At 63.2% G+C, this 23,600-nt stretch carries 19 protein-coding genes; 5 read left to right on the top strand and 14 right to left on the bottom strand.

Annotated features, from left to right (window positions below):
* Window positions 1-3 precede the first annotated feature (3 nt).
* A complete protein-coding gene (dapA, locus tag K3557_RS15960) occupies window positions 4-876 on the top strand; it encodes a 4-hydroxy-tetrahydrodipicolinate synthase (RefSeq protein ID WP_259989630.1) in 873 nt (290 codons plus the stop codon).
* Window positions 877-1,008: 132 nt separating this feature from the next.
* Here dapA and K3557_RS15955 read toward each other — a convergent pair whose 3' ends face one another.
* From K3557_RS15955 to K3557_RS15915, 9 genes are all read right to left on the bottom strand, one after another.
* The gene (locus K3557_RS15955) at window positions 1,009-1,890 is read right to left on the bottom strand and encodes a sigma-70 family RNA polymerase sigma factor (RefSeq protein ID WP_259994958.1); all 882 of its coding nucleotides are present in this window, start codon (window positions 1,888-1,890) and stop codon (window positions 1,009-1,011) included.
* The gene (locus K3557_RS15950; RefSeq protein ID WP_259994956.1) at window positions 1,887-2,348 is read right to left on the bottom strand and encodes a carboxymuconolactone decarboxylase family protein; all 462 of its coding nucleotides are present in this window, start codon (window positions 2,346-2,348) and stop codon (window positions 1,887-1,889) included. Before K3557_RS15950 ends, K3557_RS15955 begins: the two co-directional genes overlap by 4 nt.
* Before the next feature lie 120 nt (window positions 2,349-2,468).
* Window positions 2,469-3,356, bottom strand: coding sequence for a DmsC/YnfH family molybdoenzyme membrane anchor subunit (locus K3557_RS15945; protein WP_259994954.1), 888 nt, complete (start codon window positions 3,354-3,356; stop codon window positions 2,469-2,471).
* The gene (locus K3557_RS15940) at window positions 3,356-4,162 is read right to left on the bottom strand and encodes a 4Fe-4S dicluster domain-containing protein (RefSeq protein WP_259994952.1); all 807 of its coding nucleotides are present in this window, start codon (window positions 4,160-4,162) and stop codon (window positions 3,356-3,358) included. The genes K3557_RS15945 and K3557_RS15940 overlap by 1 nt, the downstream gene beginning before the upstream one ends.
* 79 nt (window positions 4,163-4,241) lie before the next feature.
* The gene (locus K3557_RS15935) at window positions 4,242-7,064 is read right to left on the bottom strand and encodes a molybdopterin oxidoreductase family protein (RefSeq protein WP_259994950.1); all 2,823 of its coding nucleotides are present in this window, start codon (window positions 7,062-7,064) and stop codon (window positions 4,242-4,244) included.
* A 96-nt stretch (window positions 7,065-7,160) separates the two neighbouring features.
* Entirely contained in the window at window positions 7,161-8,195 is a 1,035-nt protein-coding gene (pta, locus tag K3557_RS15930; RefSeq protein WP_259994948.1) for a phosphate acetyltransferase, read from the bottom strand.
* A 34-nt stretch (window positions 8,196-8,229) separates the two neighbouring features.
* On the bottom strand, window positions 8,230-8,976 hold the full coding sequence (locus tag K3557_RS15925) for a sulfite exporter TauE/SafE family protein (RefSeq protein ID WP_259994945.1): 747 nt from the start codon (window positions 8,974-8,976) through the stop codon (window positions 8,230-8,232).
* A gap of 5 nt (window positions 8,977-8,981) precedes the next feature.
* Window positions 8,982-10,754, bottom strand: a complete 1,773-nt coding sequence (gene xsc / locus K3557_RS15920) for a sulfoacetaldehyde acetyltransferase (protein WP_259994943.1) — start codon at window positions 10,752-10,754, stop codon at window positions 8,982-8,984.
* Window positions 10,755-11,014: 260 nt separating this feature from the next.
* Window positions 11,015-12,475: a PLP-dependent aminotransferase family protein gene (locus K3557_RS15915; RefSeq protein ID WP_259994941.1), complete on the bottom strand. Its 1,461-nt coding sequence runs from the start codon at window positions 12,473-12,475 to the stop codon at window positions 11,015-11,017.
* 219 nt (window positions 12,476-12,694) lie between these two features.
* On the opposite strand from K3557_RS15915, the gene K3557_RS15910 reads away from it, so the two are divergent.
* Complete coding sequence (locus tag K3557_RS15910; RefSeq protein WP_259994939.1) at window positions 12,695-13,450, top strand: SDR family oxidoreductase; 756 nt, start codon at window positions 12,695-12,697, stop codon at window positions 13,448-13,450.
* Window positions 13,451-13,523: 73 nt separating this feature from the next.
* Here the strand turns inward: K3557_RS15910 and K3557_RS15905 are convergent, their stop codons facing one another.
* Window positions 13,524-14,921: an aspartate aminotransferase family protein gene (locus tag K3557_RS15905; protein WP_259994936.1), complete on the bottom strand. Its 1,398-nt coding sequence runs from the start codon at window positions 14,919-14,921 to the stop codon at window positions 13,524-13,526.
* Between the two features lie 293 nt (window positions 14,922-15,214).
* Between K3557_RS15905 and K3557_RS15900 the strand changes: the two genes are divergently transcribed.
* Together K3557_RS15900 and K3557_RS15895 are read left to right on the top strand one after the other, a co-directional pair.
* The gene (locus K3557_RS15900) at window positions 15,215-15,991 is read left to right on the top strand and encodes a 3-keto-5-aminohexanoate cleavage protein (protein WP_259994934.1); all 777 of its coding nucleotides are present in this window, start codon (window positions 15,215-15,217) and stop codon (window positions 15,989-15,991) included.
* Between the two features lie 2 nt (window positions 15,992-15,993).
* The gene (locus K3557_RS15895) at window positions 15,994-17,322 is read left to right on the top strand and encodes an aspartate aminotransferase family protein (protein WP_259994932.1); all 1,329 of its coding nucleotides are present in this window, start codon (window positions 15,994-15,996) and stop codon (window positions 17,320-17,322) included.
* 53 nt (window positions 17,323-17,375) lie between these two features.
* Here K3557_RS15895 and K3557_RS15890 read toward each other — a convergent pair whose 3' ends face one another.
* Entirely contained in the window at window positions 17,376-18,044 is a 669-nt protein-coding gene (locus K3557_RS15890; RefSeq protein WP_259994929.1) for a DsbA family oxidoreductase, read from the bottom strand.
* 287 nt (window positions 18,045-18,331) lie between these two features.
* Between K3557_RS15890 and K3557_RS15885 the strand changes: the two genes are divergently transcribed.
* Window positions 18,332-19,360 carry a D-cysteine desulfhydrase family protein gene (locus tag K3557_RS15885; RefSeq protein WP_259994927.1) on the top strand — a complete coding sequence of 343 codons (1,029 nt, stop codon included), beginning with the start codon at window positions 18,332-18,334 and terminating at the stop codon, window positions 19,358-19,360.
* Between the two features lie 143 nt (window positions 19,361-19,503).
* Here K3557_RS15885 and eda read toward each other — a convergent pair whose 3' ends face one another.
* Genes eda through zwf form a run of 3 tightly spaced genes read right to left on the bottom strand, consistent with a single transcriptional unit; the run spans window position 19,504 to window position 23,476 of the window.
* Window positions 19,504-20,157, bottom strand: a complete 654-nt coding sequence (gene eda, locus K3557_RS15880; protein ID WP_259994925.1) for a bifunctional 4-hydroxy-2-oxoglutarate aldolase/2-dehydro-3-deoxy-phosphogluconate aldolase — start codon at window positions 20,155-20,157, stop codon at window positions 19,504-19,506.
* Window position 20,158: 1 nt separating this feature from the next.
* Window positions 20,159-21,967, bottom strand: a complete 1,809-nt coding sequence (gene edd / locus K3557_RS15875) for a phosphogluconate dehydratase (RefSeq protein ID WP_259994924.1) — start codon at window positions 21,965-21,967, stop codon at window positions 20,159-20,161.
* Window positions 21,968-22,015: 48 nt separating this feature from the next.
* Complete coding sequence (gene zwf, locus K3557_RS15870; RefSeq protein ID WP_259994923.1) at window positions 22,016-23,476, bottom strand: glucose-6-phosphate dehydrogenase; 1,461 nt, start codon at window positions 23,474-23,476, stop codon at window positions 22,016-22,018.
* Between the last annotated feature and the right edge of the window lie 124 nt (window positions 23,477-23,600).

Raw genomic sequence — 23,600 nt, 5'->3', positions numbered from 1 at the left:
CCCATGTTCAAAGGCTCTATGCCAGCACTCGTCACCCCGTTTTCGAACGGCGAGCTGGATCTGGATGCGCTCAAACGCTTGGTGGAATGGCAGATTGCTGAAGGCTCCACTGGTCTTGTGCCCGTCGGCACCACCGGCGAAAGCCCGACGCTGACCCATGACGAGCACGAGCTGGTCATCGCGGAAACGGTCAAGGCGGCGGCCGGCCGGGTGCCGGTGATTGCCGGTGCCGGCTCAAATAACACCGTCGAGATGATTCGATTCGTCGAGTTTGCCAAAAAGGCCGGCGCCGATGCGGCGCTGGTGGTGACCCCCTATTACAACAAGCCGACCCAGCGCGGGATGGTGCAGCATTTTACCGCAGCCCATGACTGCGCGGAACTGCCGATCATCATCTACAACATCCCGGGCCGCTCAATCGTCGACATGACGCCCGCGACCATGGGCGAGCTGGCCAAGCTGCCGCGCATTGCGGGTGTGAAGGATGCCACCGGCGATCTGGCCCGTGTCAGCCAGCAGCGCGCCTCCTGCGGTGCGGATTTCGTGCAGCTGTCCGGCGAAGACGCCACCGCGCTGGGTTTCAACGCCCATGGCGGCGTGGGTTGCATCTCGGTCACCGCCAATGTGGCGCCGAAACTTTGTGCCGAATTCCAGGCCGCGACCCTTGCAGGCGACTATGCATTGGCGCTGGAGTACCAGGACAAGCTGATGCCGCTGCATGAAGCGATCTTCATCGAGCCGGGCCTGGCTGGCGCCAAATACGGCCTGTCGAAACTCGGCATGTGCAGCGAAGAAGTCCGCTCGCCGCTGACCACGCTGGAAGACAGCACCAAGGCCGCTATCGACGCTGCCATGGGGCATGCCGGCCTGCTGTAAATCTCGGGTCACTGTCACAAAATCAAGGGCGGCCTCCGATGGAGCGCCGCCCTGTTTGCTTCTTTCTGGTCTTCAATACTTCGGGGTGAATTGCCCCTTGAGGGGCAAGAGGGGCTGGCCCCTCCCGCCCGCTCAATCCAGTGCTTTGGCCAGATGCCGCGTCTTGTCGGGATTGCGGGTCACGTAGATCCGGGAAATCCGGCCATCCCGGATTTCCAGCGCTGTTGCTTGCAGAATGCCGTCCTCTGCCCAGTTCAATATGGCCGGCAGGCCGTTCAACTGGCAGAACCGCCAGCGGTCCGGCGTCCTGCGGCCGGATTTGCGGGCAAGCCCCTCAAGCAGCCGCAGCACCTTGTCCCGCCCGTAGATCGGGTTGAGGGCCGCCATTGCCTTGCCGCCGCCGTCAGAGATCAGCTGAACCTCCTGGGTCAGCAGCTGGGTCAGCGCCGCTGTGTCGCCGGTTTTGGATGCGCGGAAAAAGGCTTCGGTCAGATCGCGTCCCTGGTCCGGGTCTGCGGGGGCATGCGGCCGAAGCTGCTGCACCTTGCGCCGGGCCCTTGCCGCGAGCTGGCGGCAGGCCTCCGGGGTTCGGTTCAGCGCTGCGGAAATGTCCTCATAGGCGCTGTCGAAGATATCGTGCAGCAAAAAGGCGGCGCGTTCCAGCGGCGACAGGGTTTCCAGCGCCAGCAGCAGGGCAACGGTGACATCATGATCCAGAAGCTCGGTCGCGTCTTCTGTCAGAATCGGTTCGGGCAGCCATTCGCCGGGGTAGGTCTCGCGCCGGGCGCGGGCCGATTTCAGCTGGTCCAGGCACAGACGCGTGGTGATCCGCATCAGATATCCGGCCGGATCCTGCACCTGCGCCTGCGGGGCTGCCTGCCAGCGCAAAAAGGCGTCCTGCAGAATGTCCTCAGCATCGCTTACGCTGCCCAGCATCCGGTAGGCGGCCGCAAACAGTCGCGGCCGCGCCTTCAGAAACGCATCGGTTTCCTCCGTTTCGGGGTTTGCAATCACGCGGCAGTTGCCTCCTGTCCGGCAGGATGCGGGGTGCGGAAGCCGATTGCAATCCGGTTCCAGGCGTTGATGGTGGACACCACCAGTGTCAGCGCCGCCTGTTCACGGGGCGAAAACTGCTGAGCGACCAGGTCATAATCCGCGTCCGGCGCTGCGGTGGTTTCAATCCTTGTCAGGGCTTCGGTCCAAGCCAGGGCGGCCTGTTCCCGCGCGGAATAAAGCGAGGACTCGCGCCAGGCATTCAGGAGATGCATCCTGTCTTCGCTCTCACCTTTCGAGCGCATATCATGCGTGTGCATGTGAATGCAGTAAGCGCAGCCGTTGATCTGCGAGGCCCGCAGTTTCACCAATTCAATCAGGCTGTGTTCCAGCCCGCTGTCTTTGAGCGTGGCTTCAAGCGTCAGCATCGGTTGAAACAAGTCAGGGGCGGCGGCGAAGTAATCAAGGCGCTGGGTCATCATTCTGTTCCTTTTCAGATGGCTTCAGGAGCAGGACGAGACAGCAGGGCCGTTTGTGACATGCCGCCATAAAAATACATGAAATAAATCGGGGCGCCGCAGTGGGCGCCCCGGAATATGTCAGCGTTTGCCGTAGTAGAGGCCGACCACATGTTCGGCCTGCGCAAAGAACAGCCAGCGCGATACGGCGATACCTGCGATGTGCGAAAGGGCCGCAAGGGCTGCAAAAAGATGTTTGATCACAACGCCCTGAGCCGGGGTCAGGATCAGCAGCAGGGGCAGGGCAAAGCCCAGCACAAATGCAATCATCCGCAGCTTCTGCGCGTGTTTGCGGCCCACCACATGCACAAATTCGCGCAACAGGTAGTTGGAGCCGGTGTGCGGCGGCTCAAACGCACGGACCGCGCCGCGCTCGCCGAGGCCGGTGGCAGTGCCGATGTCGGTGCCGGAGGCCTCCAGCGCGCGGTCGCCCTTGGCCCAATAAGCCAGTTGCACAGCACCTGCGATGGCCAGCAGCCAGGGCGCCACGGCCTCGGCCCCCGCCAGCAAGGCGCCGCCAGCAAGGCTGAAGGACAGGAACATGACCGGTGTCAGTTCCATATTCCAGCGCGGGATGGTTTTAAGCTGGGTATAGATCATCGAGGTGGTGAATACCGTGGCAAGGCTGAGAGCGGCACCGATCCAGCCCAGCAACGTCCACTGGCTGTCCAGGAACACCGCGCCAAGCGCAAAAAGCCCCATGACGATGAGGGCGCCAACGGCACAGACACCCTCGCGCGACAGCCAGCTGGTTTTCCACTGGGTGAAAGCGCGCCATGCACGCTCCGGGCGGCCCAGGTGGAAGGTAGAGGCCATCAGGCCGCCGCAAGCCAGGCCAAAGGCGATGGCGTAAAAGACAAAGGCCACTGTGCCGGTCACTGCAGGCTGGCCGAGGCCAAGGAAGGCCAGCAGGCCAAAGCCCAGCCCCGACAGGGTGGTGAAGATGATGACGGATGGTGCGGGATGCATCAGTTCGCCCCCCCTGAAGATCGGCCTGAAGATTGACCTGGAATTTTGTCGAGTGCTTTGTCCAGCCAGCCCAGGAAACCCTGAGGTTCTTCAGCGACTGGCGCCAGCAGCGGAGCGAGGATGTCGATCTCTTCTTCGATCGTGTCCTTGGGCCGGGGCGGCAGGTATTTGTTCACTGGTTTGGTGCCCATTTCCGGCATCAGATCCATGCCGCCGCGCTCTGCCACCAGTTTGGAGACATCGCTGCCGGGATCGCCAAGGTCGCCGAAATGGCGCGCACCTGCCGGACAGGTCCGAACACAGGAAGGAACGCGGTCCACTTCCGGCAGGTTTTCGTTATAGATCCGGTCCACGCAAAGCGTGCATTTCTTCATCACACCTGCGGCCAGGTCCAATTCGCGTGCGCCGTAAGGGCAGGACCAGGCACACAGGCCGCAGCCGATGCAGTGGTCCTCGTTCACCAGCACGATGCCGTCTTCGACCCGTTTGTAGCTGGCGCCGGTGGGGCAGACGGTGACACAGGGCGCGTCCTCGCAGTGCAGGCAGGACTTGGGGAAATGGATCAGCTGCGCTGCCGGGTCCGGCTGGCTGCTGCAGGGTGTGGGCTTCACCTCATAGGAATGCACCCGGTTCAGGAAGGTGCCCGAAGGGTCGCTGCCATAAGGGTCTTGGTCCGATAGGGGGGCACCATAGTTTTCGGTGTTCCAGCCTTTGCAGGAAATCACACAGGCATGGCAGCCGACGCAGGTGTCCAGGTCGATGACCAGACCCATTTTGCGGTCGGTCTTGGCGGGAAGCTCAGTCATTGCGTACTCCGTGTGCGGCTTGCGGAGCCAAGAAAATTCAAATTTTCTTGGCAATTTTCTTCGAAGAAAATTGCGCCCGTCATTTGCCTACTTTCCACTTCAGTTCTTTCGGGCCGGTGCCAACGGGCGACTCCTGAGCAGGGAAGGCCGGCTGGCTTTCCTGCAGGTCAGCCGGGGCGGCGGCCTTTTCGATTTTGACTTTCAGGTCGAACCAGGCCGCCTGGCCGGTGATCGGGTCCGAGTTGGCCCACCGCATGCCGTCGCCCTTGGGCGGCAGCAGCTCGTGGATCAGGTGATTGAGCAGGAAGCCTTTAGTGGCCTCCGGTGCGTCCTCTTCCAGCGCCCAGGCGCCTTTGCGCTTGCCGATGGCGTTCCAGGTCCAAACGGTATTGTCGTTCAAGGCCGCCATCTCCATCACCGGCACGGTGATCGACCCATGCGGCGAGGTGACCTTGGCCCAGTCGCCGTCCTGCAGGCTGTTCTCGCGCATCAGTTTGGTCGGAACATACAGCGGGTTGCGGCCGTGCAGCTGGCGCAGCCAGGCGTTCTGGGTGCCCCAGGAGTGGTACATTGCCATCGGACGCTGGGTCAGCGCGTTGACAGTGAAGCCCTCGTTTCCCTGCTGATCGGTCTCGTACCAGATCGGCAGCGGGTCCATCACGTCCTTGACCCGCTGGCGCAAATGGTCCGGCGGCTGGCGCTCGCCATGGCCTTCGGCGGCGAGCTGGAACTTGCGCATCGGCTCGACATAGAGCTGGAACAGATAGGGTTGCGGGCTGTCATAGATACCCATGTCCACGGCCCAGTCCTGATAGGCGGTGTTCCAGGGTTTGTAATACCCTGCCTCTTCCGGGATGTGGGCCACATGGAAGCCGCCGTTTTCGATGTATTGGTTCAGCTGTTCCGGGTTCACTTCGCCGCGGCCGGTTTTGCTGCCGTCTGTGCCGCGGAAACCGGACAGCGGGCCAATCCCCGGCTTGCGCTCGTGGTTGACGATGTAGTCAGCGTAGTCTTTCCACTTGGCGGTGCGGTCCTCGTTGGTGAAGCCTGGCAGCTTCATCCGGTTGGCCAGCTGGACCAGCACCGTCTGGAAGCCGCGCACATCGCGGTCCGGCTCTATCACCGGCCAGCGGATGGCATCGGCTGCCGCATCCGCCTCGCAGATCGGGCGGTCCAAGAGCGAAATACAGTCGTGGCGCTCCAGATAGGTGGTATCGGGCAGGATCAGGTCGGCAAAACTCACCATTTCGGAAGAATAGGCGTCCGAATAGATGATGTGCGGTATCTTGTAGTCGCCGTTTTCATCCTTGTCGGTGAGCATCTCCATCACACCTTTGGTGTTCATGGAGGAGTTCCACGACATGTTGGCCATATACATGAACAGCGTGTCGATCTTGTAAGGGTCGCCCGCATGCGCGTTGGAGATCACCATATGCATCAGTCCGTGGGCCGACATCGGGTTTTCCCAGGTGAACGCCTTGTCGATCCGCGCCGGGCTGCCGTCTTCCTTCAGCGCCAGATGTTCCGGTCCGCGGACAAAGCCCAAGTGCGGGCCGTCAAGCGGGGTGTCGGGGGTTGCCTTGCAATGCGGGGTCGGGTGCGCCTCGACCGGCTTGGGGTAGGGCGGTTTAAAGCGGAAGCCGCCGGGGACCTCAACCGTGCCAAGCAGGATCTGCAGCACATGCAGCGCGCGGCAGGTCTGGAAACCGTTGGCATGTGCCGACACCCCGCGCATCGAGTGCATGGAGACCGGGCGGCCGGTCATCTTGGTGTGTTTTTCGCCACGGAAGTCGGTCCATTCGACGTCCAGCTCAAACGCCTCGTCAAAGGCGACGCGGGCCAGCTCGCCCGCAATGGCGCGGATGCGCTTGGCCGGGATGCCGCATTTGTCGGCGATGGCTTCGGGGGCGTATTCATCGGCCAGATAGCGCTCGGCCATCTGGTGGAAGACCGGGCGGTGGGTGATGCCGTCTTTTTCATAGACTGCCGACAGATCGGGCCGCACGCCGGGCTGGTCGAACGGGGTCAGCTTGCCGGTGGTGCGGTCGATCACCAGCATCTTGCCGTCGTCGTCCCGCAGGAACAGGCCTTTGTCCGGGCCTTCAGATGCATTCACCAGCACCGGCGCGTTGGTGTAGCGGCTGAGATAGTCCAGGTCGATCTTGCCAGCCTTCATCAGCACGTGGATCATCGACAGGATGAACAGCCCGTCGGTGCCCGGCGTGATGCCGACCCATTCGTCTGCAATCGCGTTATAGCCTGAGCGGATCGGATTGACCCCGATCACCCGCGCGCCGCGTTTCTTGATTTTGCCCAGACCCATCTTGATCGGGTTGGAATCGTGGTCCTCGGCCACGCCGAACAGCATGAACAGCTTGGTGTGGTCCCAGTCGGGCTGGCCGAACTCCCAGAACGCGCCGCCCATGGTGTAGATGCCGGCGGTTGCCATGTTGACCGAGCAGAAACCGCCGTGCGCCGCATAGTTCGGGGTGCCGAAGCTTTGCGCCCAAAAGCTGGTGAAGCTTTGCGACTGGTCGCGGCCGGTGAAGAACGCCAGCTGCTCGGGCGCCTCGTGGCGGACCGGCTCCAGCCAGCCCACCGCAATTGCCAGCGCCTCGTCCCAGGAGATTTCCTTGTACTGGCCCGAGCCGCGCGGTCCGGTGCGGATCATCGGCGCTTTCAGGCGCGACGGCGCGTTGACCTGCATAATGCCGGCCGACCCTTTGGCGCAGAGCACGCCCTTGTTCACCGGGTGGTCGCGGTTGCCCTCGATATAGGCGACCTTGCCGTCTTTCATATGCACGTTGATGCCGCAACGGCAGGCGCACATGTAGCAGGTGGTCTGCCGGATCTCGTCCGAGACCTTGGGCGACGTGTTCAGGATTGGCTGCTGATGGGTCATGGGCGGGTCCTGTTGGGTGTTTCGGGCGACCGTATGACGGAAAGCCTCAATTTGGGAATAGTGTTCTGCGAGGGTTCGGGTTTTTGGGAGGATGGTTCAAATATCCGGACCCGGGGCGCCTGCGGCCTGCAGGATAGTAACGGCGATAATCTGGGTGACGTCTTCGGCGCTGCAGCCGCGCGACAGGTCGTTGGCGGGTTTTGCCAGCCCCTGCAGAACCGGGCCGATGGCGGAATAACCGCCCAGCCGCTGGGTGATCTTATAGCCGATGTTGCCGGCATCCAGATTGGGAAAGATCATCACATTGGCCTGCCCCGCAACGCTGGAACCCGGCGATTTGCGTTCTCCGATGGCAGGCACAAAGGCGGCGTCGAACTGCAGTTCGCCATCGGCCTGCAGATCAGGGTGGGCGTCCTGAAACAGGCTCAGAGCCTCGGTCACCTTATCCACCGCCGGATGCTTGGCACTGCCCTTGGTGGAGAAGCTGAGGAAGGCCAGTTTCGGATCCACCTGCAGCAGCGCTTGCGCGGACCGGGCCGAGGCGGCGGCGATCGACACCATCTCGGCGGGTTTCGGATCAATCACCAGGCCGCAATCAGAGTACAGCATCGCCCGGGCGCTATCGGGGGCTCCTTCGGGCGGGTACATCAGAAAAAAGGAGGAGACCATGCCCGCATCCGGTGCCATGCCGATCACTTGAATGGCGCTGCGCACCACGTCGCCGGTGGTGTGGACCGCGCCGCCGACGGTGCCGGTGGCATGGCCCAAACGCACCAGCATGGCGGCATAGACCAGCGGGGTTTCGGCAGCGGCGCGGGCGGTGGCGGCGTCCACGCCCTTGTGCTTGCGCAGGCTGTGGTACTCAGCCGCGAAGGCCTCGGTCAGCCCGGATGTGGTCGGGTCATGAACCGCGACGCCCTTGCTTGCGCTGGCGCCTTCGGCTTGCAGGGCGGCGGTGACGTCGGCTTGGGGGCCGATCAGGATCACATCGGCGATACCGGCCTGATGCGCGGCCAGGGCACCCGCCACGACGCGGGGGTCAGTGCCTTCGCTAAGGGCAACAACAGGACGGGCGGCCGGGGCTTCGGCCTGCAGCAGTTCGAGGGGCGAGAGTGTTTTGGTCACGGGCATTGGTCCTGTAGCTGCGGTTCGGGGCGTCGGGCGTTCAGAACGCCAGCCGCGCAATATTGATCAGCGAAAAGGCGGTCAGCATCAGCACCACCGCGCGCCGGAACAGTCTTTGCGAGACCGCATGAAAACCGCGGGAGCCGGCCCAGATGCCAAGCCCCAGAATGGGAAAGGCCAGCAAAATGCCGGTTAGCGTTTCCGGGCCTACCAGCCCGTTTGCGGCCATCACCGGCAGCGCCATCAGGTCGATGCCGGTCAGAAACACAATCATCGTGGCGCGGAATACCGCAGGCGGCACCGGTTGCGCCGTCAGAAAGGCCGCCACCGGCAGGCCGCCGACACCGGCGCTGTTGGCGATGCCTGCGATGGCGCCGACACCCGCGGTGCCATTGCGCCCCACCGGGCGTTCCAGCTGCCAGCCGCTTAGCAAAACCAGGCTCAGCACCAGGATCAGGCAGGAGATCGCCAGCCTCGCCTCGTACTCGCCCAGCCGGGCCATGATGGCGATGGCGGGAACAGTGGCGACGGCGGCACCTGCCAGCAGGGCAAAGGCGCGGCGCCAGTCGATATGCGGGCGGATGCCGCGCGCCTGAAACACGGTCATGGCGATTTCGCAGGAAAACACCACCGGGATCAGCGGCAGCGGATTGGTGGTCAGCGCTGCCAGAATGATAAAAATCGCGGAGAACCCAAAACCGGAAAAGCCGCGGATGACGGCCGCCGCGAATAACGCGGCGGCCAGATAGGCCCCCTGGCCCATTGAAAGGTCAAAGGGCAGGGGCATCAGGTTCAGACCTGCTGCGGACGCATGTCGTCTTTGCTGATGCCAGCAACGGCGACCGGTTTCTTCATTGCGTCGCGACGGAACGGCTCACCCAGTTCCTGGTTGATCATCGCTTCGATCAGGGTGGTGATGCCTTTCTTCTGGTCTTCGCAGGCCTGACGCAGGGCGTCGGTCAGCTCGTCCTGGGTGCGAGCAATCACGCCTTTCAGGCCGCAGGCATTGGCGATCCCGGCGTAAGAGACCTGCTGGTCCAGCTCGGTGCCGACAAAGTTGTCGTCGAACCACAGGGTGGAGTTACGCTTTTCCGCGCCCCACTGGTAGTTGCGGAACACAACCTGGGTCACGGCGGGCCATTCCTCGCGGCCGATTGCGGTCAGCTCGGTGACTGCGATGCCAAATGCGCCGTCGCCCGAGAAACCGACAACCGGAACGTCCGGGCAACCGATTTTCGCACCGACAACCGCCGGCAGGCCGTAACCGCAGGGGCCGAACAGGCCGGGGGCCAGGTATTTGCGGCCGTCTTCAAACGACGGGTAGGCGTTGCCGATGGCGCAGTTGTTGCCGATGTCCGAGGAGATGATCGCGTCTTTCGGCAGGCCGGCCTGGATCGCACGCCATGCGCGGCGCGGGCTGAGCCAGTCGGGCTTGGCATCGCGGGCGCGCTGGTTCCAGGTGGTGCCGGGATCGTCCTGCTCGCTGTCCATCGAGGACAGTTCCTGGGCCCAAGCCGATTTGGTGTGCGAGATCAGCGCCTTGCGCTCATCACGGCCCGCGTCGCCTGCGGTATCCGCCAGCTGGCCAAGGATGGTGTCTGCAACGGTCTTTGCGTCGCCGACGATGCCCACGGAGACTTTCTTGGTCAGGCCGATGCGGTCCGGGTTGATGTCAACCTGGATGATTTTCGCGTCGGTCGGCCAATAGTCGATGCCATAGCCGGGCAGGGTCGAGAACGGGTTCAGGCGGGTGCCCAGTGCCAGAACAACGTCAGCTTTGGAGATCAGCTCCATGCCGGCCTTGGAGCCGTTATAGCCCAGCGGGCCAGCAAACAGCGGGTGCGAGCCGGGGAAGGCGTCGTTGTGCTGGTAGCCAACGCAGACCGGGGCATCCAGACGCTCGGCCAGGGCCATGGACGCGGGGATCGCGCCGCCGATGACAACGCCGGCACCGTTCAGGATGACCGGGAACTTGGCGTTCGACAGCAGCTCAGCCGCCTGGCTCACCGCATCCGCGCCGCCGGAGGGCAGTTCAAAATCGACGATTGCAGGCAGGTCGATGTCGATCACCTGGGTGAAGTAGTCGCGCGGCACGTTGATCTGGGCCGGCGCCGAGTTGCGCTTGGCCTGCATGATCACGCGGTTCAGGACTTCGGCCATGCGGGAGGGGTCGCGCACTTCTTCCTGGTAGCAGACGCAGTCGGCAAACATGCGCATCTGTTCCATTTCCTGGAAACCGCCCTGACCCATGGTTTTGTTCGCGGCCTGCGGGGTGACCAGCAGCAGCGGGGTGTGGTTCCAGTAGGCGGTTTTCACGGCGGTCACAAAGTTGGTGATGCCGGGGCCGTTCTGGGCAATCATCATCGACATCTTGCCGGTGGCGCGGGTGTAGCCGTCCGCCATCATGCCGCCCGACCCTTCGTGGGCGCAATCCCAGAAGGTGATGCCTGCCGGCTCAAAGATATCGGAAATCGGCATCATGGCCGAACCGATGATGCCAAAGGCGTGTTCGATGCCGTGCATTTGCAGGGTTTTGACGAAGGCTTCTTCGGTGGTCATTTTCATGGCGGGTTCTCCTGAGTGAGACGCGGAATTCCCCCGGGCGCAGTGCCGGGAATTGACTCTGGTTTAGGGGGCGGGGGGAGGCCGGGTTAGGGCCAGTTATCAGGCCCGGATAGGTCCAAAACTGGCGTGATGAAAATAGCAAAGGGGGATTTTCATATACGCTTCAGCCGGTCACGCTGTGCAGGCGCATGAATGCAGCTGGCGCGGCAAATGATACGTTTGGTATCATTTGCCGCGCCATTCGCTGCGGGCTTCTGGATTCAGCCTTGCTTCAGTGCCTTGGCAATCAATGCCAGGCCAGGCTCGATCCTTGTGACGGGAATCGAAGAATAGCCAAGCCGGTAATAATTCTGCCGGCGGTGCTCGGCATCAAAAAACGGTGCGCCGGGCTCGATGATAACGCTCTTTTCCTTCAGCCGTTCTGCAACAGCGGTGGTATCCACCCCCTCCGGTGCCCGCATCCACAGGGCCGAGCCGCCAAAGCTGCCGACACCGGCAATGGTGAGGCCGTGCTTGCTGATGGCATCCTCAATCACGGCGCGGCGGTCATGCAGTACCTTGGCGGTACGGCGGATCTGGGCGTCGTAGTGGCCCAGCGACAGGAAATAGGCGACGGTACGCTGCACATGGCCCGGCGGGTGCCGCAGCACGCTGGCGCGCAAAGCCCTGGCCTGGCGGATAAACGGCTCCGAGCCGACCAGATACCCAAGCCGCAGCCCGGGAAACAGCGACTTGGAAAAACTGCCGGCATAGATCACCCGCCCTTCGGTATCGAGAGATTTCAGCGAAGGGGAAGGCGCCCCAAGAAAGGACATCTCGAATTCGTAGTCATCCTCGACGATCACCGCGTCGATTTCACTGGCCCGCTGCAGCAGCTCCTTGCGCCGTTCCATCGGCATGGTGAAGGTGGTCGGACTTTGATGGCTGGGGGTGCAAAAGATCACATCGGTGTCTTGCGAAATCTGCTCGGGCGGCATCCCGCCGTCATCGACCGGAATGCAGTCCACCTGGCAGCGGGTCTGCACCACCTGGTCGCGTAGGGTGTAATAGGCCGGATCCTCCACTGCAGCCCGCCGCCTGCGGTTCAACAGCAGCTGGCAGGTGATCCACAGCGCATTCTGGGCGCCCAGGGTGATCAAAACCTCTTCAGGCCGCGCAGTGATCCCGCGCCGCGGCAGCGTGTGGCGGGCGATGTATTCGATCAGCAGCGGATCGTCCTGGTCAAAATAATCATTTGCCAGCGCGGCAAAATCTTTCTGCCCCAGCGCCCGCAGCGCGCACAGCCGCCAGTTGGCATGGTCAAACAGCGAGGCATCGGCTTGCCCGTAGATGAACGGATAGCGGTACTCGCGCCAGTTCTGGGGTTTGCGCGGGGTGTCGCCGCCGGTAAAGCTGCGCGCCAGCACCTTGCCCCAATCCATCGCATCGCCGGACTTCTGCTGCGGCGTGTAGGAGGGCGGCACCGGCGCATTGTCGGAAACAAAATAACCCGACCGCCCGCGCGAGGTAAGGTAATCATTGGCCAAAAGCTCGGTATAGGCCAGCGTCACAGTGATCCGGCTGATCCCCAGATGCGCCGCAAGTTTGCGAGAGGACGGCAGTTTTTCCCCGACCCGGAACCGGCCGGACAGAATGCCCTCGGCAATCATTTCCTGGATCTGCGCTTGCAGAGTGCCCTGGGCGTCAGGGTTGAGGAAAAAGGTATCGACGGAAATGCCCATGCGCGCCACCTTAGGGTGGACTTAAACGCGGTGCAATCTGGACTTAGGGCCAGTTTTGGGAAATCTGCGGCTTGCTTTGGTTCGGCAGCCAATCCAGCCGCATCTGACCCGTTTCTTGCGGTTGCGGACCTTTCCCACGGTGTAAGCGCAAGAAACGGGTCGAGCGCAGTTTGGTGGGGCGCTTAGGTCAAAGCCAGCTAACAAATGGAGGCTTTGACGATGGAACTGAAAAACAAGACACTCATCATTACCGGCGCCAGCAGCGGCATTGGCGCCGCCGCGGCACTGCTGTTTGCTGCAGAAGGGGCCAATGTCGTGCTGGGGGCCCGGCGGCAGGCGGAATTGCAGACCCTTGCCGGGCAGATCAACCAAAGCGGCGGCAAGGCGGCCTGTCTTGCCGGCGATGTCACCAGTGAAGCCTATTCGGCAAACCTGGTGGCGCTTGCCGTGGAAGAATTCGGCGGGTTGGACGGAGCCTTCAACAATGCGGGCATGATGGGCGAAATGGGGGCGGTGGAGCATATGGACGCCGCCAATTGGAACGCGGTAATCGCGGCCAACCTGACGGGGGCGTTTTATTCGGCCAAGGCGCAGATCCCGGCGCTGAGGGCGCGGGGCAGCGGGTCGATTGTCTTTACCGGATCTTTTGTCGGCGTCAGCAACGGCGGCATGCCGGGCATGGGGGCCTATGCCGCGTCCAAGGCCGGGCTGGTGGGGTTGGTCCAGTCGCTGGCCTCTGATCATGCGGCGGAAGGCATCCGGGTGAATGCCCTGCTGCCGGGCGGCACCAAGACCGCGATGGCCGGCGACGATCCGGAGACGCACAGCTTTATTGCTGGGCTGCACCCGGTGAAGCGGATGGCCGAGCCGTCCGAAATTGCCCAGGCCGCAGCGTTTCTTTTGTCGGACCGGTCCAGTTTTGTGACTGGAACGCCAATGGCCGTGGATGGCGGGGTTGCCGTGCGGCTGGTCTAGGCGCCAGCACTTAAAACGAAAAAGCGCCCCGGAAATTCCGGGGCGCAGTTTGATCGTCCAGCAGGGAGAGATGTCAGCCGAATACTTTGGTCAAAGCCTTGTCGACCGCATTGCAGATCTGGTCTATGTCGTCTGCGGTGGCGATCAGCGCCGGGCTGAAGCACAGGGTGTTGTTGCGGCCCGGCAGCGAGCGGTTGGTGACACCGATGATCACGCCCTGCGCGCCGCATTCCGCGACAACCTGCTGGGCCAGTTTCTCGTCCACCGGCTCCTTGGTTTCGCGGTCGGCAACCAACTCGGCGCCCAGGAAAAGGCCCTTGCCGCGCACATCGCCGATAACTGCGTGCTTTTCCATCAGTGCGCGCAGATTGCCCAGCATCCGCTCGCCCATGGCATTGCAGTTGTCCAACAGGTTTTCGTCTTCGATGATTTTCATGTTTTCCAGCGCCGCGGCGGGACCTGCGGTGCAGCCGCCAAAGGTCGAGATGTCGCGGAAATAACCCATCGGGTCCGAGGCGTCTTCTTTGAACATGTTGAAGACTTCCTCGGTGGTCACCATGCAGGCAATCGCCGCATAGCCCGAGGCCACGCCTTTGGCCATGGTCACGAAGTCCGGCTTGATGCCGTACTGCTGGTAGCCGAACCACTTGCCGGTGCGGCCAACGCCGCAGACCACTTCGTCGATGTGCAGCAGCACGTCGTGCTTCTTGCAGATCTCCTGCACGCGCTCCCAATAGCCTTCGGGCGCTTCGATGACACCGCCGCCTGCGGTCACCGGCTCCAGGCACAGGGCGCCAACGGTTTCCGGGCCTTCGCGCAGGATCACTTCCTCAATCGCATCCGCTGCGGCAATGCCGAACTCGCGGCCCGACAGGTGCTCAAGCCCCAGTTCATGCTTGCGGTATTCCATGCAGTGCGGCACGCGGACAAAGTCCGGCGCAAAGGGCCCGTACTGCGCGTTGCGCTCGTCCTGGCCGCCCGCCGACATGGTCGCCAGGGTCGAGCCGTGGTAATCGCGGTCGCGGTACAGGATCTTGGTTTTCTTACCGCCGTATTTCTTGTGGGCGATCTGGCGGATCATCTTGAAGGCCTTCTCGTTGGCCTCGGATCCGGAGTTGGTGTAGTAGACGCGGGTCATGCCCGGCATCTTCTCGATCAGCTTTTCGGCAAACAGCGCACCGGGGATGGAGCCGGCCGAGTTGGCGAAATAGCAGATCTTCATCATCTGTTCGTAGACGGCCTTGCAAACGCTTTCGCGGCCATAGCCGACGTTGACGGTCCAGACACCGCCAGACACCGCATCCAGGAACTCCTTGCCGTTCTGATCCCAGACGCGCATGCCCTTGCCTTCGACAATGATGCGCGGGTCAGTGGTTTCCAGCGCCTTGTGCTGGAACAGGTGATGCCACATGTGGGCCTTGTCGGCCTCGACCACACGGGAGAGATCGTTTTCGTTGAACGTGCCGTCCATGACATGTCCTTTCGGCGTTAGAAGTGAATCAGGCTGCCCGGAACCCTACAGGGCTTCAGAGGCGTATTATGTACCAGAAACGTCAGATTCCGGGAATTCGTTAGGGCCAGAGCATGTGCTTGCTTAGGTCCAGAGGCGTCCGGTTCAGCGAATTCGCGGCGCGGCGCCGGCTGCGGATCGCTATGAAACAAATGTTCTGAAATTACCGACTTGAGAGCGGATGTCCCAAAGGGGCAAGCTGCAGGCATCCTGGGCGCGAGTCGCGGCTGGGCGGACCGCAAAGGAGGTAACCGGTGGCGGAATACAGATTGATGGTAGCGCCCAACGGGGCCCGCCGCGGGCGCGGCGATCATCCTGAATTGCCGGTGACGCTGCAGCAGACGGCAGCGGCGGCTGCAGCCAGTTATGCGGTCGGCGCCCAGGCCCTGCATCTGCATGTGCGCGACGATGCGGGGCGTCATTCGCTGGATGCGGGCCGTTACCGCGAAGCCCTTGATGCGGTGCGGGAAAGCGCGCCGGGGATGGCGGTGCAGATCACCACCGAAAGCGCCGGTGTCTACGACGCTTCTGCCCAGTTTGCTTGCCTGGAGGCGTTGCGCCCTGCCGCGGCTTCCGTTTCCGTCCGGGAAATGGCACGGGACGCCAGCATCGCCACGCGGGCCTATGCGCTGTGCGCAGAGGCGGGGACGCAGGTGCAGCACATCCTGTATGGTCCGGACTGCATCGCTCAGCTGCGCGTCTGGTATCAGGACGGCACCGTGCCCGGTGCGATGCGCGATGCGATCTTTGTTCTGGGCAAGTACACCCCGCCGGTGCTGGCGCACCCTGACGGACTTGCGGCCTTTCGTGACGCAGCGGCGGATCTGCGTCTCAACTGGACTGTCTGCGCCTTTGGCCGGCATGAGCACGCCTGCCTGCTGGCCGCCATCGCCGCAGGCGGGGATGCGCGAATCGGATTTGAGAATAACATCGAAACACCGGAAGGCGGGCTGCTGGCCGACAATGCAGCCTCGGTTGCCGCCTTCGTCCAGGCCGCGCGGGATGCGGGCCATCGCCTTAAGGAGTGCTGATCATGTCTCACGTCTTTCCCCGCCACACCAAAGCCGCGCTGCCCACCGCCGTGTCCGGCGAGGGCTGCTATCTGATCGATGCAGACGGCAAGCGCTATTTCGACGGCTCCGGCGGTGCCGCGGTGTCCTGCCTCGGCCATTCCGACGCTGATGTGATCAAAGCGGTGCAGGATCAGGTCGGCAAGCTGGCCTTTGCCCATACCGGCTTCCTCACCTCGGACCCTGCCGAGGAACTGGCGGATCTGCTGGTGACCCACGCGCCGGGTGATATTGACCGGGTGTATTTTGTCTCCGGCGGTTCTGAGGCGACTGAGGCGGCGATCAAACTGGCCCGCCAGTACCACCTGGAACGCGGCGAACCGCAGCGCTGCCGCATTATCGCTCGCAAGCAAAGCTACCATGGCAACACCCTTGGCGCGCTGGCCGCAGGCGGCAATGAATGGCGCCGCACCCAATTCGCGCCGCTGCTGATCGACATCTCGCATATCTCGGCCTGTTACGAATATGTGGGAAAGGCAGAGGGAGAGAGCAGTTTTGACTATGGCCAGCGGGTCGCGAATGAACTGGAGGCGGAAATCCTCCGCCTTGGCCCTGAGACCGTAATGGCCTTCATGGCGGAACCGGTGGTCGGCGCCACCTCAGGTGCGGTGCCTGCGGTTACGGGTTATTTCAAACGCATCCGCGAGATCTGCGACAAGTACGGCGTGCTATTGATCCTTGACGAGGTGATGTGCGGCATGGGCCGTACCGGCCATCTGTTTGCCTGCGAGGCCGACGGCGTGGCGCCGGATATCCTGTGCATCGCCAAGGGGCTGGGCGCCGGCTATCAGCCGATTGGTGCGATGCTTTGCACCCGGCAGATTTATGAGGCGATTGAGCACGGATCCGGTTTTTTCCAGCACGGCCACACCTATATCGGCCACCCGGTGGCGACCGCTGCGGGGCTTGCCGTGGTCAAGGCGATGCTGGAGCGCGGGCTGGTGCAGCGCTGCGCCGAAATGGGTGCAAAGCTGCAGGCAGCATTGGAGGACCGTTTCGGCCAGCACCCCAACGTCGGCGATATCCGCGGCCGCGGATTGTTCCGCGGGGTCGAGCTGGTGGCTGACCGCGAAACCAAGGAACCTTTCGATCCGGCGCTGGGTCTGGCCAAGAGCATCAAGAAGGCAGCGTTTCAGGCCGGTCTGATCTGCTATCCGATGTCCGGCACCCGCGACGGTCAGAACGGCGACCACATCCTGCTGGCCCCGCCGTTCATCATCACCGAGGAACAGATCGCAGAAGTGGTGGATAAGCTGGAAACGGCCATCACCCAGTGCCTGTTGCAAGCTTAAGCTGTTCGAAGAAATACTAACCGCCCGTCCACCCCCAGGGGCGGGCGCCGCCCTCAGCGCATTTTGCTCCCGGTGTCGCCTAGCTGCTCCAGAATACTGGCGTAGTTCTCGACCCCTTGCGCCCCGGTCACCAGATGGCGGCCATCGAACACCATCGCTGGCACGCCGCGGATGCCCTGGTTTACCCAGAACGCTGCGCGCTGGCGCACGCTGTCGGCATGTTTGCCGCTGTCCAGCGCAGCACGAGCCTCGGCACCTTCAAGGCCAAGGCTGGTGGCTGCATCCGCCAGCACTTCCAGGTCAGAGACATTCTTGCCATCCGTGAAATAGGCCGTCAGGAGCGCTTGTTTCATCTCATGGCCCTTGCCGCGTTCCTCTGCCCATTCGATCAGCTGATGCGCCTGGAATGTGTTGTATATCCGCATCCCGTCAAAGAAGCGGAAGGTGAAGCCCAAGGCCTCCCCCAGTTCCGTCAGCTGCCCCCTGACCTGCGCCGATTGTTCCGCCGTGCTGCCGTATTTCGCGGCCAGATGCTCCCGCAGGTCCTCGCCTTCCGGCGCCATGTCCGGGTTCAATTCAAACGGCTGCCAGTGGATGTTGAGAACCGCTCCGGCGCGGCGGGCGGCAAAGGCCAGCTGGTTGTACCCCACCGCGCACCACGGGCAAACCACGTCCGAGATGATATCGACCCGGAGGGCGGGGCGGGCTTCGGAAGTTTCCATGGCGCGGGTCCTTTGATTTTCAACGTGCTGCAGGGGAGATGGGGGCGGTGCGCCTGGAAAGCAACCTGCGCGCGGCGCCCGATCTGTGCAGAACAGACCTGGCTACGGGCTCGCCGCGAAAGGATCAGCGGACTGGAGCGGTTTGGGCGTGCCGGTATCCTTGCCGGCGGCGGCCTCGCCCGGGCCGCGATTGCGCCGGCTTGCCAGGATAGCAAATTGCGTACAGCCTGAGTTCGGGCCTGACTGCAAGCCGCCCGCTTTGCCCGGCCCCGTCAAAGGAGACTGCTATGCCCCGGACCGACACGCTCCTCTCTGCCTTCCCGCGTGCAATTCTGCTGGGAGGCCCGACACCTCTGGAACGTCTCGACCGGCTGTCCGCGGAGCTGGATATCGACCTGTGGATCAAGCGCGACGACCTGACCGGTCTCAGCTTCGGCGGCAACAAGACCCGCCAGTTGGAGTTTTACATCGGTGCGGCGCGCGCGGCTGCAGCCGACACCATCCTGATCACCGGCGCGGTGCAATCGAATTTTGCCCGTACTGCCGCCGCCGCGGCTGCGAAATACGGCATGCAAGCGGTGCTGCAGCGAGAGGAGCGGGTGCCGGACATGGATCCGCTCTACCATAGTTCAGGCAATATCTTCCTGTCGGATATCCTTGGCGCCGGAGTTATGAGTTATCCGGAGGGCGAGGATGAAGCCGGCGCAGATACCGCCCTGGAAGCCCGCGCCGAAGACTTGCGCGCCGAGGGCCGCAGCCCTTACATCATCCCGCTTGGCCTTGGCCATCCGCCGCTTGGCGCGCTGGGCTATGTGCAGGGCGGGGCGGAACTGGCAGCGCAGATTGGCGGTTTTGATGCCGCCGTGGTGCCGTCGGGCAGCGGAGCGACCCACGCCGGGTTTTTGACCGGAGTGCGTCTTGCGGGCATCACCGCGCCGGTCTTTGGCATCTGCGTGCGCCGTGACGCTGCGCTGCAGAAAGCGCGGTTGGAGGCCGTGGCGGATGCGCTGGCCGATCTGATGGGCATCCCGCGTCCTTTTGGCCGCGATGATATTCTCACTTGGGACGGTGCGCTTGCCCCGGGCTATGGCCGCGCTGGCCCCGCCACCTGCGCTGCGCTGCAGCGCATGGCCAGGTCAGAGGGGATCCTGCTGGATCCGGTTTATTCTGCCAAGACATTCGCCGGGTTGCTTGGCCTCTTGGAGGAGGGCAGCATCCGCAAGGGCCAGAAGGTGCTGCTGCTGCACACCGGCGGGCTGCCGGCGCTGTTTGCCTATCAAAACGACCTTGGATTTGGTGGCGCGCAGGCATCATGACCGGTTGCCAACGGATATCGTGCAGGCCCTGGGCTGATCTTTTGCACCGCTGTCCCCGCGGGGACACGGCGGAGTAACTACGGGCCGTGAAAAGGCCGCCGGTCATGGCAGGAGCAGAGCTGACCGGTGGATTTTGCGGTGACCTAACCCTTGCCGAGCTGGCTTGCGTCCCGCGCGATTGCTTCGATTGCGGCCCAGTTGCCAGCCTTGACCAGATCGGCCGGCGCCACCCAGCTGCCGCCGGCGCAGACCACATTAGGCAGGCTCAGATAGGTTTCCGCATTGGCGGGGCTGATGCCGCCGGTGGGGCAAAAGGAGATTTGCGGCAAGGGCGCGCCGATCGCTTTCAGCGCGGGCGCACCGCCGGAGGCTTCGGCCGGGAAAAACTTCAGCATCCCATAACCGCGCGCCAGCAGCCGCATCGCCTCGGTTGCAGTCGCGGCACCGGGTAACAGCGGCAAGCCGATGGATTCGCAGGCGTCCAGCAAGTCATCCGTCGCACCAGGGGAGACGCCGAACTGCGCGCCGGCCTCCTTGGCGGCTTCGGCGTCTTCGGGGGTGATCAGCGTGCCGGCCCCGACCACACCGCCCTTCACCTGTGCCATCTCGCGGATCACGTCCAGCGCGGCACCTGTGCGCAGGGTGACCTCAAGCGCTGGCAGGCCGCCTGCCACCAGCGCTTCGGCCAAGGGGCGGGCATGGGCCGCATCCTCGACCACCAGCACCGGCATAACCGGGGCCAGGGTGCAGATCCCGCATGTGCGCAGGCTGGCGTCCTGAGGGGTTATCCGCGTCATACTAAACTCCAAAAACGCTGGCGCCTTCGTCGGCCGAAGCGACCGAGCGGCGGAACAGGGAAAACAGCTCACGGCCCGTGCCGTGCTGATAGGCGCTGAGGTCGGCAGTGGCGGTATCGCGCTCCAGCACCCCTTCGGTGAGGACTTCCATCGTGCCGCGCACCGCATCCAGCCGCAGCATGTCGCCGTCCTGGAGTTTGGCAATCGGGCCGCCATCCAGCGCTTCGGGTACCACATGGATCGCGGCGGGGATCTTGCCGGAGGCCCCGGACATCCGCCCGTCAGTGACCAGCGCCACCTTCTGGCCCTTGCCCTGCATAATACCCAGCATCGGCGTCAGGCTGTGCAGCTCCGGCATGCCGTTGGCCTTGGGTCCCTGAAAGCGCACCACAACGATCACGTCGCCGGTCAGCTCGCCTGCCTTGAAGGCGGCCTTGGCTTCTTCCTGGTCATGAAAGACGCGGGCGGGGGCCTCGATCACCTGATGTTCCTTGGCCACTGCCGAGACCTTGATCACCGACGTGCCCAGGTTTCCGGTCAGCCGTTTCAGTCCGCCGGTTGCCTGGAACGGCGCATCCGCCGGGCGCAGCACCGAGTCGTTCAGGCTTTGCTCCGGACCGGGGCGGAAGGTGAGGCCGTCTTCCGCCAGGAACGGCTCCATCACGTAGTTTTCCAGCCCGTCGCCCGCCACGGTTTTGGTGTCGGGGTGCAGGCAGCCGGCCTTGAGCAGTTCGCCGATCATGTAGCCCAGGCCGCCGGCCGCGTGGAAATGGTTCACGTCAGCAAGGCCGTTGGGATAGACCTTTGCCAAAAGCGGTACAGCTTCGGACAGATCTGCAAAATCCTGCCAATCCAGCAGGATGCCGCCCGCACGGGCCATTGCGATCAGGTGGATCAGCAGGTTGGTGGAACCGCCGGTGGCCATCAGCCCGACAATGCCGTTGGCATAGGCTTTCTCGTCCAGCACGTCGCAGACCGGGGTGTAGTTGTTTCCCAATGCACTGAGCGACAACGCGCGTTTGGCGCCCTCAACCGTCAGCGCCTCGCGCAGCGGCGTGCCGGGGGTGACAAAAGAGGAGCCGGGCAGGTGCAGGCCCATAAACTCCATCAGCATCTGATTGGTGTTGGCGGTGCCGTAGAAGGTGCAGGTGCCGGGGCCATGATAGGCCGCCATCTCGGCCTTCAGAAGGTCTTCGCGGGTGATCTCCCCGGATGCGAACTTCTGCCGGATCTTGGCTTTTTCATCGTTCGCCAGACCGCTGGTCATCGGACCCGCCGGCAGGAAAACCGCCGGGATGTGGCCGAACGCCTGCGCGCCGATCACCAGCCCCGGCACGATCTTGTCGCAGACGCCAAGAAAGACCGCGGCGTCGAATACATTATGACTAAGCGCGATTCCTGCGGCCATGGCAATGGTGTCGCGGGAAAACAGGCTCAGCTCCATGCCGGCCTCGCCTTGGGTGACGCCGTCGCACATGGCAGGCACCCCGCCTGCCACCTGGGCGGTGCCGCCGGCCCGGCGCACAGCGTCGCGGATCAGGGCCGGGTAGGTCTCAAACGGCTGATGCGCCGACAGCATATCATTATAGGCGGTGACAATTCCCAGATGACCCTTGGCACCCTGGGCCAGTGTCTGCTGGTCCGCCCCGGTGGCGGCATAGGCATGGGCCTGGCCGGAGCAGGACAGATGCGCCCGCGCAGGTCCCTTGCCGCGGGCAGCAGCCATCCGCTCCAGATAGGCCGAGCGGGTGGCCTCGCTGCGGGCGATGATACGGTCGGTGACGGCGGCCAGGGTGGGGTTCAGGGTCATGGGGTGCCTTTGTAGCAAACTGCGGGGGCAAAGGGGAGGGCAGTCATCTCAGGTTCCGATACTGCGCCAGCGGCGGCCGTCGCGGTGGATCAGCAGCAATGAGTCATCGGGTCCCGTGCTGCCGCTGTCATAGGGCTGCGGCGCTTCGCCCGCGTCCTCCCAGCCGGCGATGATCGGGTCGGCCCAGGCCCAGGCGGCCTCAACCTCGTCGCCGCGCATGAACAGGGTCTGGTTGCCGCGGATCACATCCATGATCAGCCGCTCATAGGCGTCCTGCGGGCGGCCCGACTCAGGCAGCTCATCCGCAAATGTCATGTCCAGATTGGCCCCCGTCAGGCGCATGCCGCCCGGGCCGGGGTCCTTGATTGTGGTTTTCAGGGTGATGCCTTCATCCGGTTGCAGACGGATCACCAGCACATTGCCATGCACGGTGCCGGACCCTTCGAAGATGTTGTGCGGCGGGTCACGGAAATAGACGGCGATCTCGCTCACCCGCTCGCGCAGGCATTTGCCGGTGCGCAAATAGAAGGGGATTCCGGCCCATCGCCAGTTCGCCACTTCAACCTTCAGCGCGATATAGCTTTCGGTGCGGCTGGATGGGTTGGCGGCGTGGTCACGGTAGCTGTCACTGGATTTACCGTCGTTCCGGCTCCGGTACTGGCCGCGGGCGATGCTGGATTGGGGCACCGGGCGCAGCGCCTCGATCACTTTGACCTTTTCATCGCGCACGGCGTTTGGGGTGAATTGCGCGGGCGGCTCCATCGCAGTGAGGCACAAGAGCTGCATCAGGTGGTTCTGCACCATGTCCCGCATGGCGCCGGATTTATCGTAGTATTCCCCGCGCCCTTCAACGTCGATGCTCTCGGCCACGGTGATCTGCACATGGTCGATGTGCGAGGAGTTCCACAAGGGTTCAAACAATGAGTTGGCAAAGCGCAGCGCCATCAGGTTCTGCACGGTTTCCTTGCCCAGGTAATGGTCGATCCGGTAGATCTGCCGTTCCTCGAAATGGGCCCGCAGCGCGGTGTTCAGTGATTGGGCCGAAGCCAGATCATGGCCAAAGGGTTTTTCCAGCACGATGCGGCTGTCCGGTGTGGCAATCCCTGTCTCGCTGAGGCGGCGGGCAATGTCGGTGAACAGCGACGGGCCGACCGACAGGTAGAAGGCGCGCACCGCATCGTCGCGCAGTTTCCCGTGAATCACATCCCAGCCGGCATCACCGCGTGCATCCACCGCGACATAGTCCAGAAGGGCGGTGAAAGCGGCGATTTCCGCAGGCGTGGTTTCCACATCCTGTCCGAAATCGCGTATCGCATCAGCAGTCTGGGCGCGGAACTCCTCGGCTGTCAGGGCGCTGCGCGAGCTGCCGATGATGCGGCAGGCATCGCAGAACTGGCCGATCTGAAACCGGTGAAACAAGGCCGGCAGGATCTTGCGGCGGGCCAGGTCGCCGGTCGCGCCAAACAGCACGAGGTCAAAGGGTTCAACGGGGATGACGCGGGAAACCATTGATTTTACATCGCTGTTCTACAGAGGCCAGACCATTGTGCCGCTTGGGGCGGGGCAATTCAATTGCCTCTGTTGCCATACGGCTGGTTAAAGTTGAGTTATCGCTAACATATGGAGCCGGTGA

The organism is Leisingera sp. M523, assembly GCF_025141335.1.
In the GTDB taxonomy this organism is placed as follows: Bacteria; Pseudomonadota; Alphaproteobacteria; order Rhodobacterales; family Rhodobacteraceae; genus Leisingera.
The sequence above is the reverse complement of the archived record's forward strand: the minus strand, read 5'-3'. Positions and strand labels throughout refer to the sequence as shown.

What these genes read in the sequence shown, in the direction of transcription:
- dapA (WP_259989630.1), top strand. Translation starts at nt 4, where the DNA reads ATGTTCAAAGGCTCTATGCCAGCACTCGTCACCCCGTTTTCGAACGGC.
- K3557_RS15950 (WP_259994956.1), bottom strand. Translation starts at nt 2,348, where the DNA reads ATGACCCAGCGCCTTGATTACTTCGCCGCCGCCCCTGACTTGTTTCAA.
- K3557_RS15945 (WP_259994954.1), bottom strand. Translation starts at nt 3,356, where the DNA reads ATGCATCCCGCACCATCCGTCATCATCTTCACCACCCTGTCGGGGCTG.
- K3557_RS15940 (WP_259994952.1), bottom strand. Translation starts at nt 4,162, where the DNA reads ATGACTGAGCTTCCCGCCAAGACCGACCGCAAAATGGGTCTGGTCATC.
- K3557_RS15935 (WP_259994950.1), bottom strand. Translation starts at nt 7,064, where the DNA reads ATGACCCATCAGCAGCCAATCCTGAACACGTCGCCCAAGGTCTCGGAC.
- pta (WP_259994948.1), bottom strand. Translation starts at nt 8,195, where the DNA reads ATGCCCGTGACCAAAACACTCTCGCCCCTCGAACTGCTGCAGGCCGAA.
- K3557_RS15925 (WP_259994945.1), bottom strand. Translation starts at nt 8,976, where the DNA reads ATGCCCCTGCCCTTTGACCTTTCAATGGGCCAGGGGGCCTATCTGGCC.
- xsc (WP_259994943.1), bottom strand. Translation starts at nt 10,754, where the DNA reads ATGAAAATGACCACCGAAGAAGCCTTCGTCAAAACCCTGCAAATGCAC.
- K3557_RS15915 (WP_259994941.1), bottom strand. Translation starts at nt 12,475, where the DNA reads ATGGGCATTTCCGTCGATACCTTTTTCCTCAACCCTGACGCCCAGGGC.
- K3557_RS15910 (WP_259994939.1), top strand. Translation starts at nt 12,695, where the DNA reads ATGGAACTGAAAAACAAGACACTCATCATTACCGGCGCCAGCAGCGGC.
- K3557_RS15905 (WP_259994936.1), bottom strand. Translation starts at nt 14,921, where the DNA reads ATGGACGGCACGTTCAACGAAAACGATCTCTCCCGTGTGGTCGAGGCC.
- K3557_RS15895 (WP_259994932.1), top strand. Translation starts at nt 15,994, where the DNA reads ATGTCTCACGTCTTTCCCCGCCACACCAAAGCCGCGCTGCCCACCGCC.
- K3557_RS15890 (WP_259994929.1), bottom strand. Translation starts at nt 18,044, where the DNA reads ATGGAAACTTCCGAAGCCCGCCCCGCCCTCCGGGTCGATATCATCTCG.
- K3557_RS15885 (WP_259994927.1), top strand. Translation starts at nt 18,332, where the DNA reads ATGCCCCGGACCGACACGCTCCTCTCTGCCTTCCCGCGTGCAATTCTG.
- eda (WP_259994925.1), bottom strand. Translation starts at nt 20,157, where the DNA reads ATGACGCGGATAACCCCTCAGGACGCCAGCCTGCGCACATGCGGGATC.
- edd (WP_259994924.1), bottom strand. Translation starts at nt 21,967, where the DNA reads ATGACCCTGAACCCCACCCTGGCCGCCGTCACCGACCGTATCATCGCC.
- zwf (WP_259994923.1), bottom strand. Translation starts at nt 23,476, where the DNA reads ATGGTTTCCCGCGTCATCCCCGTTGAACCCTTTGACCTCGTGCTGTTT.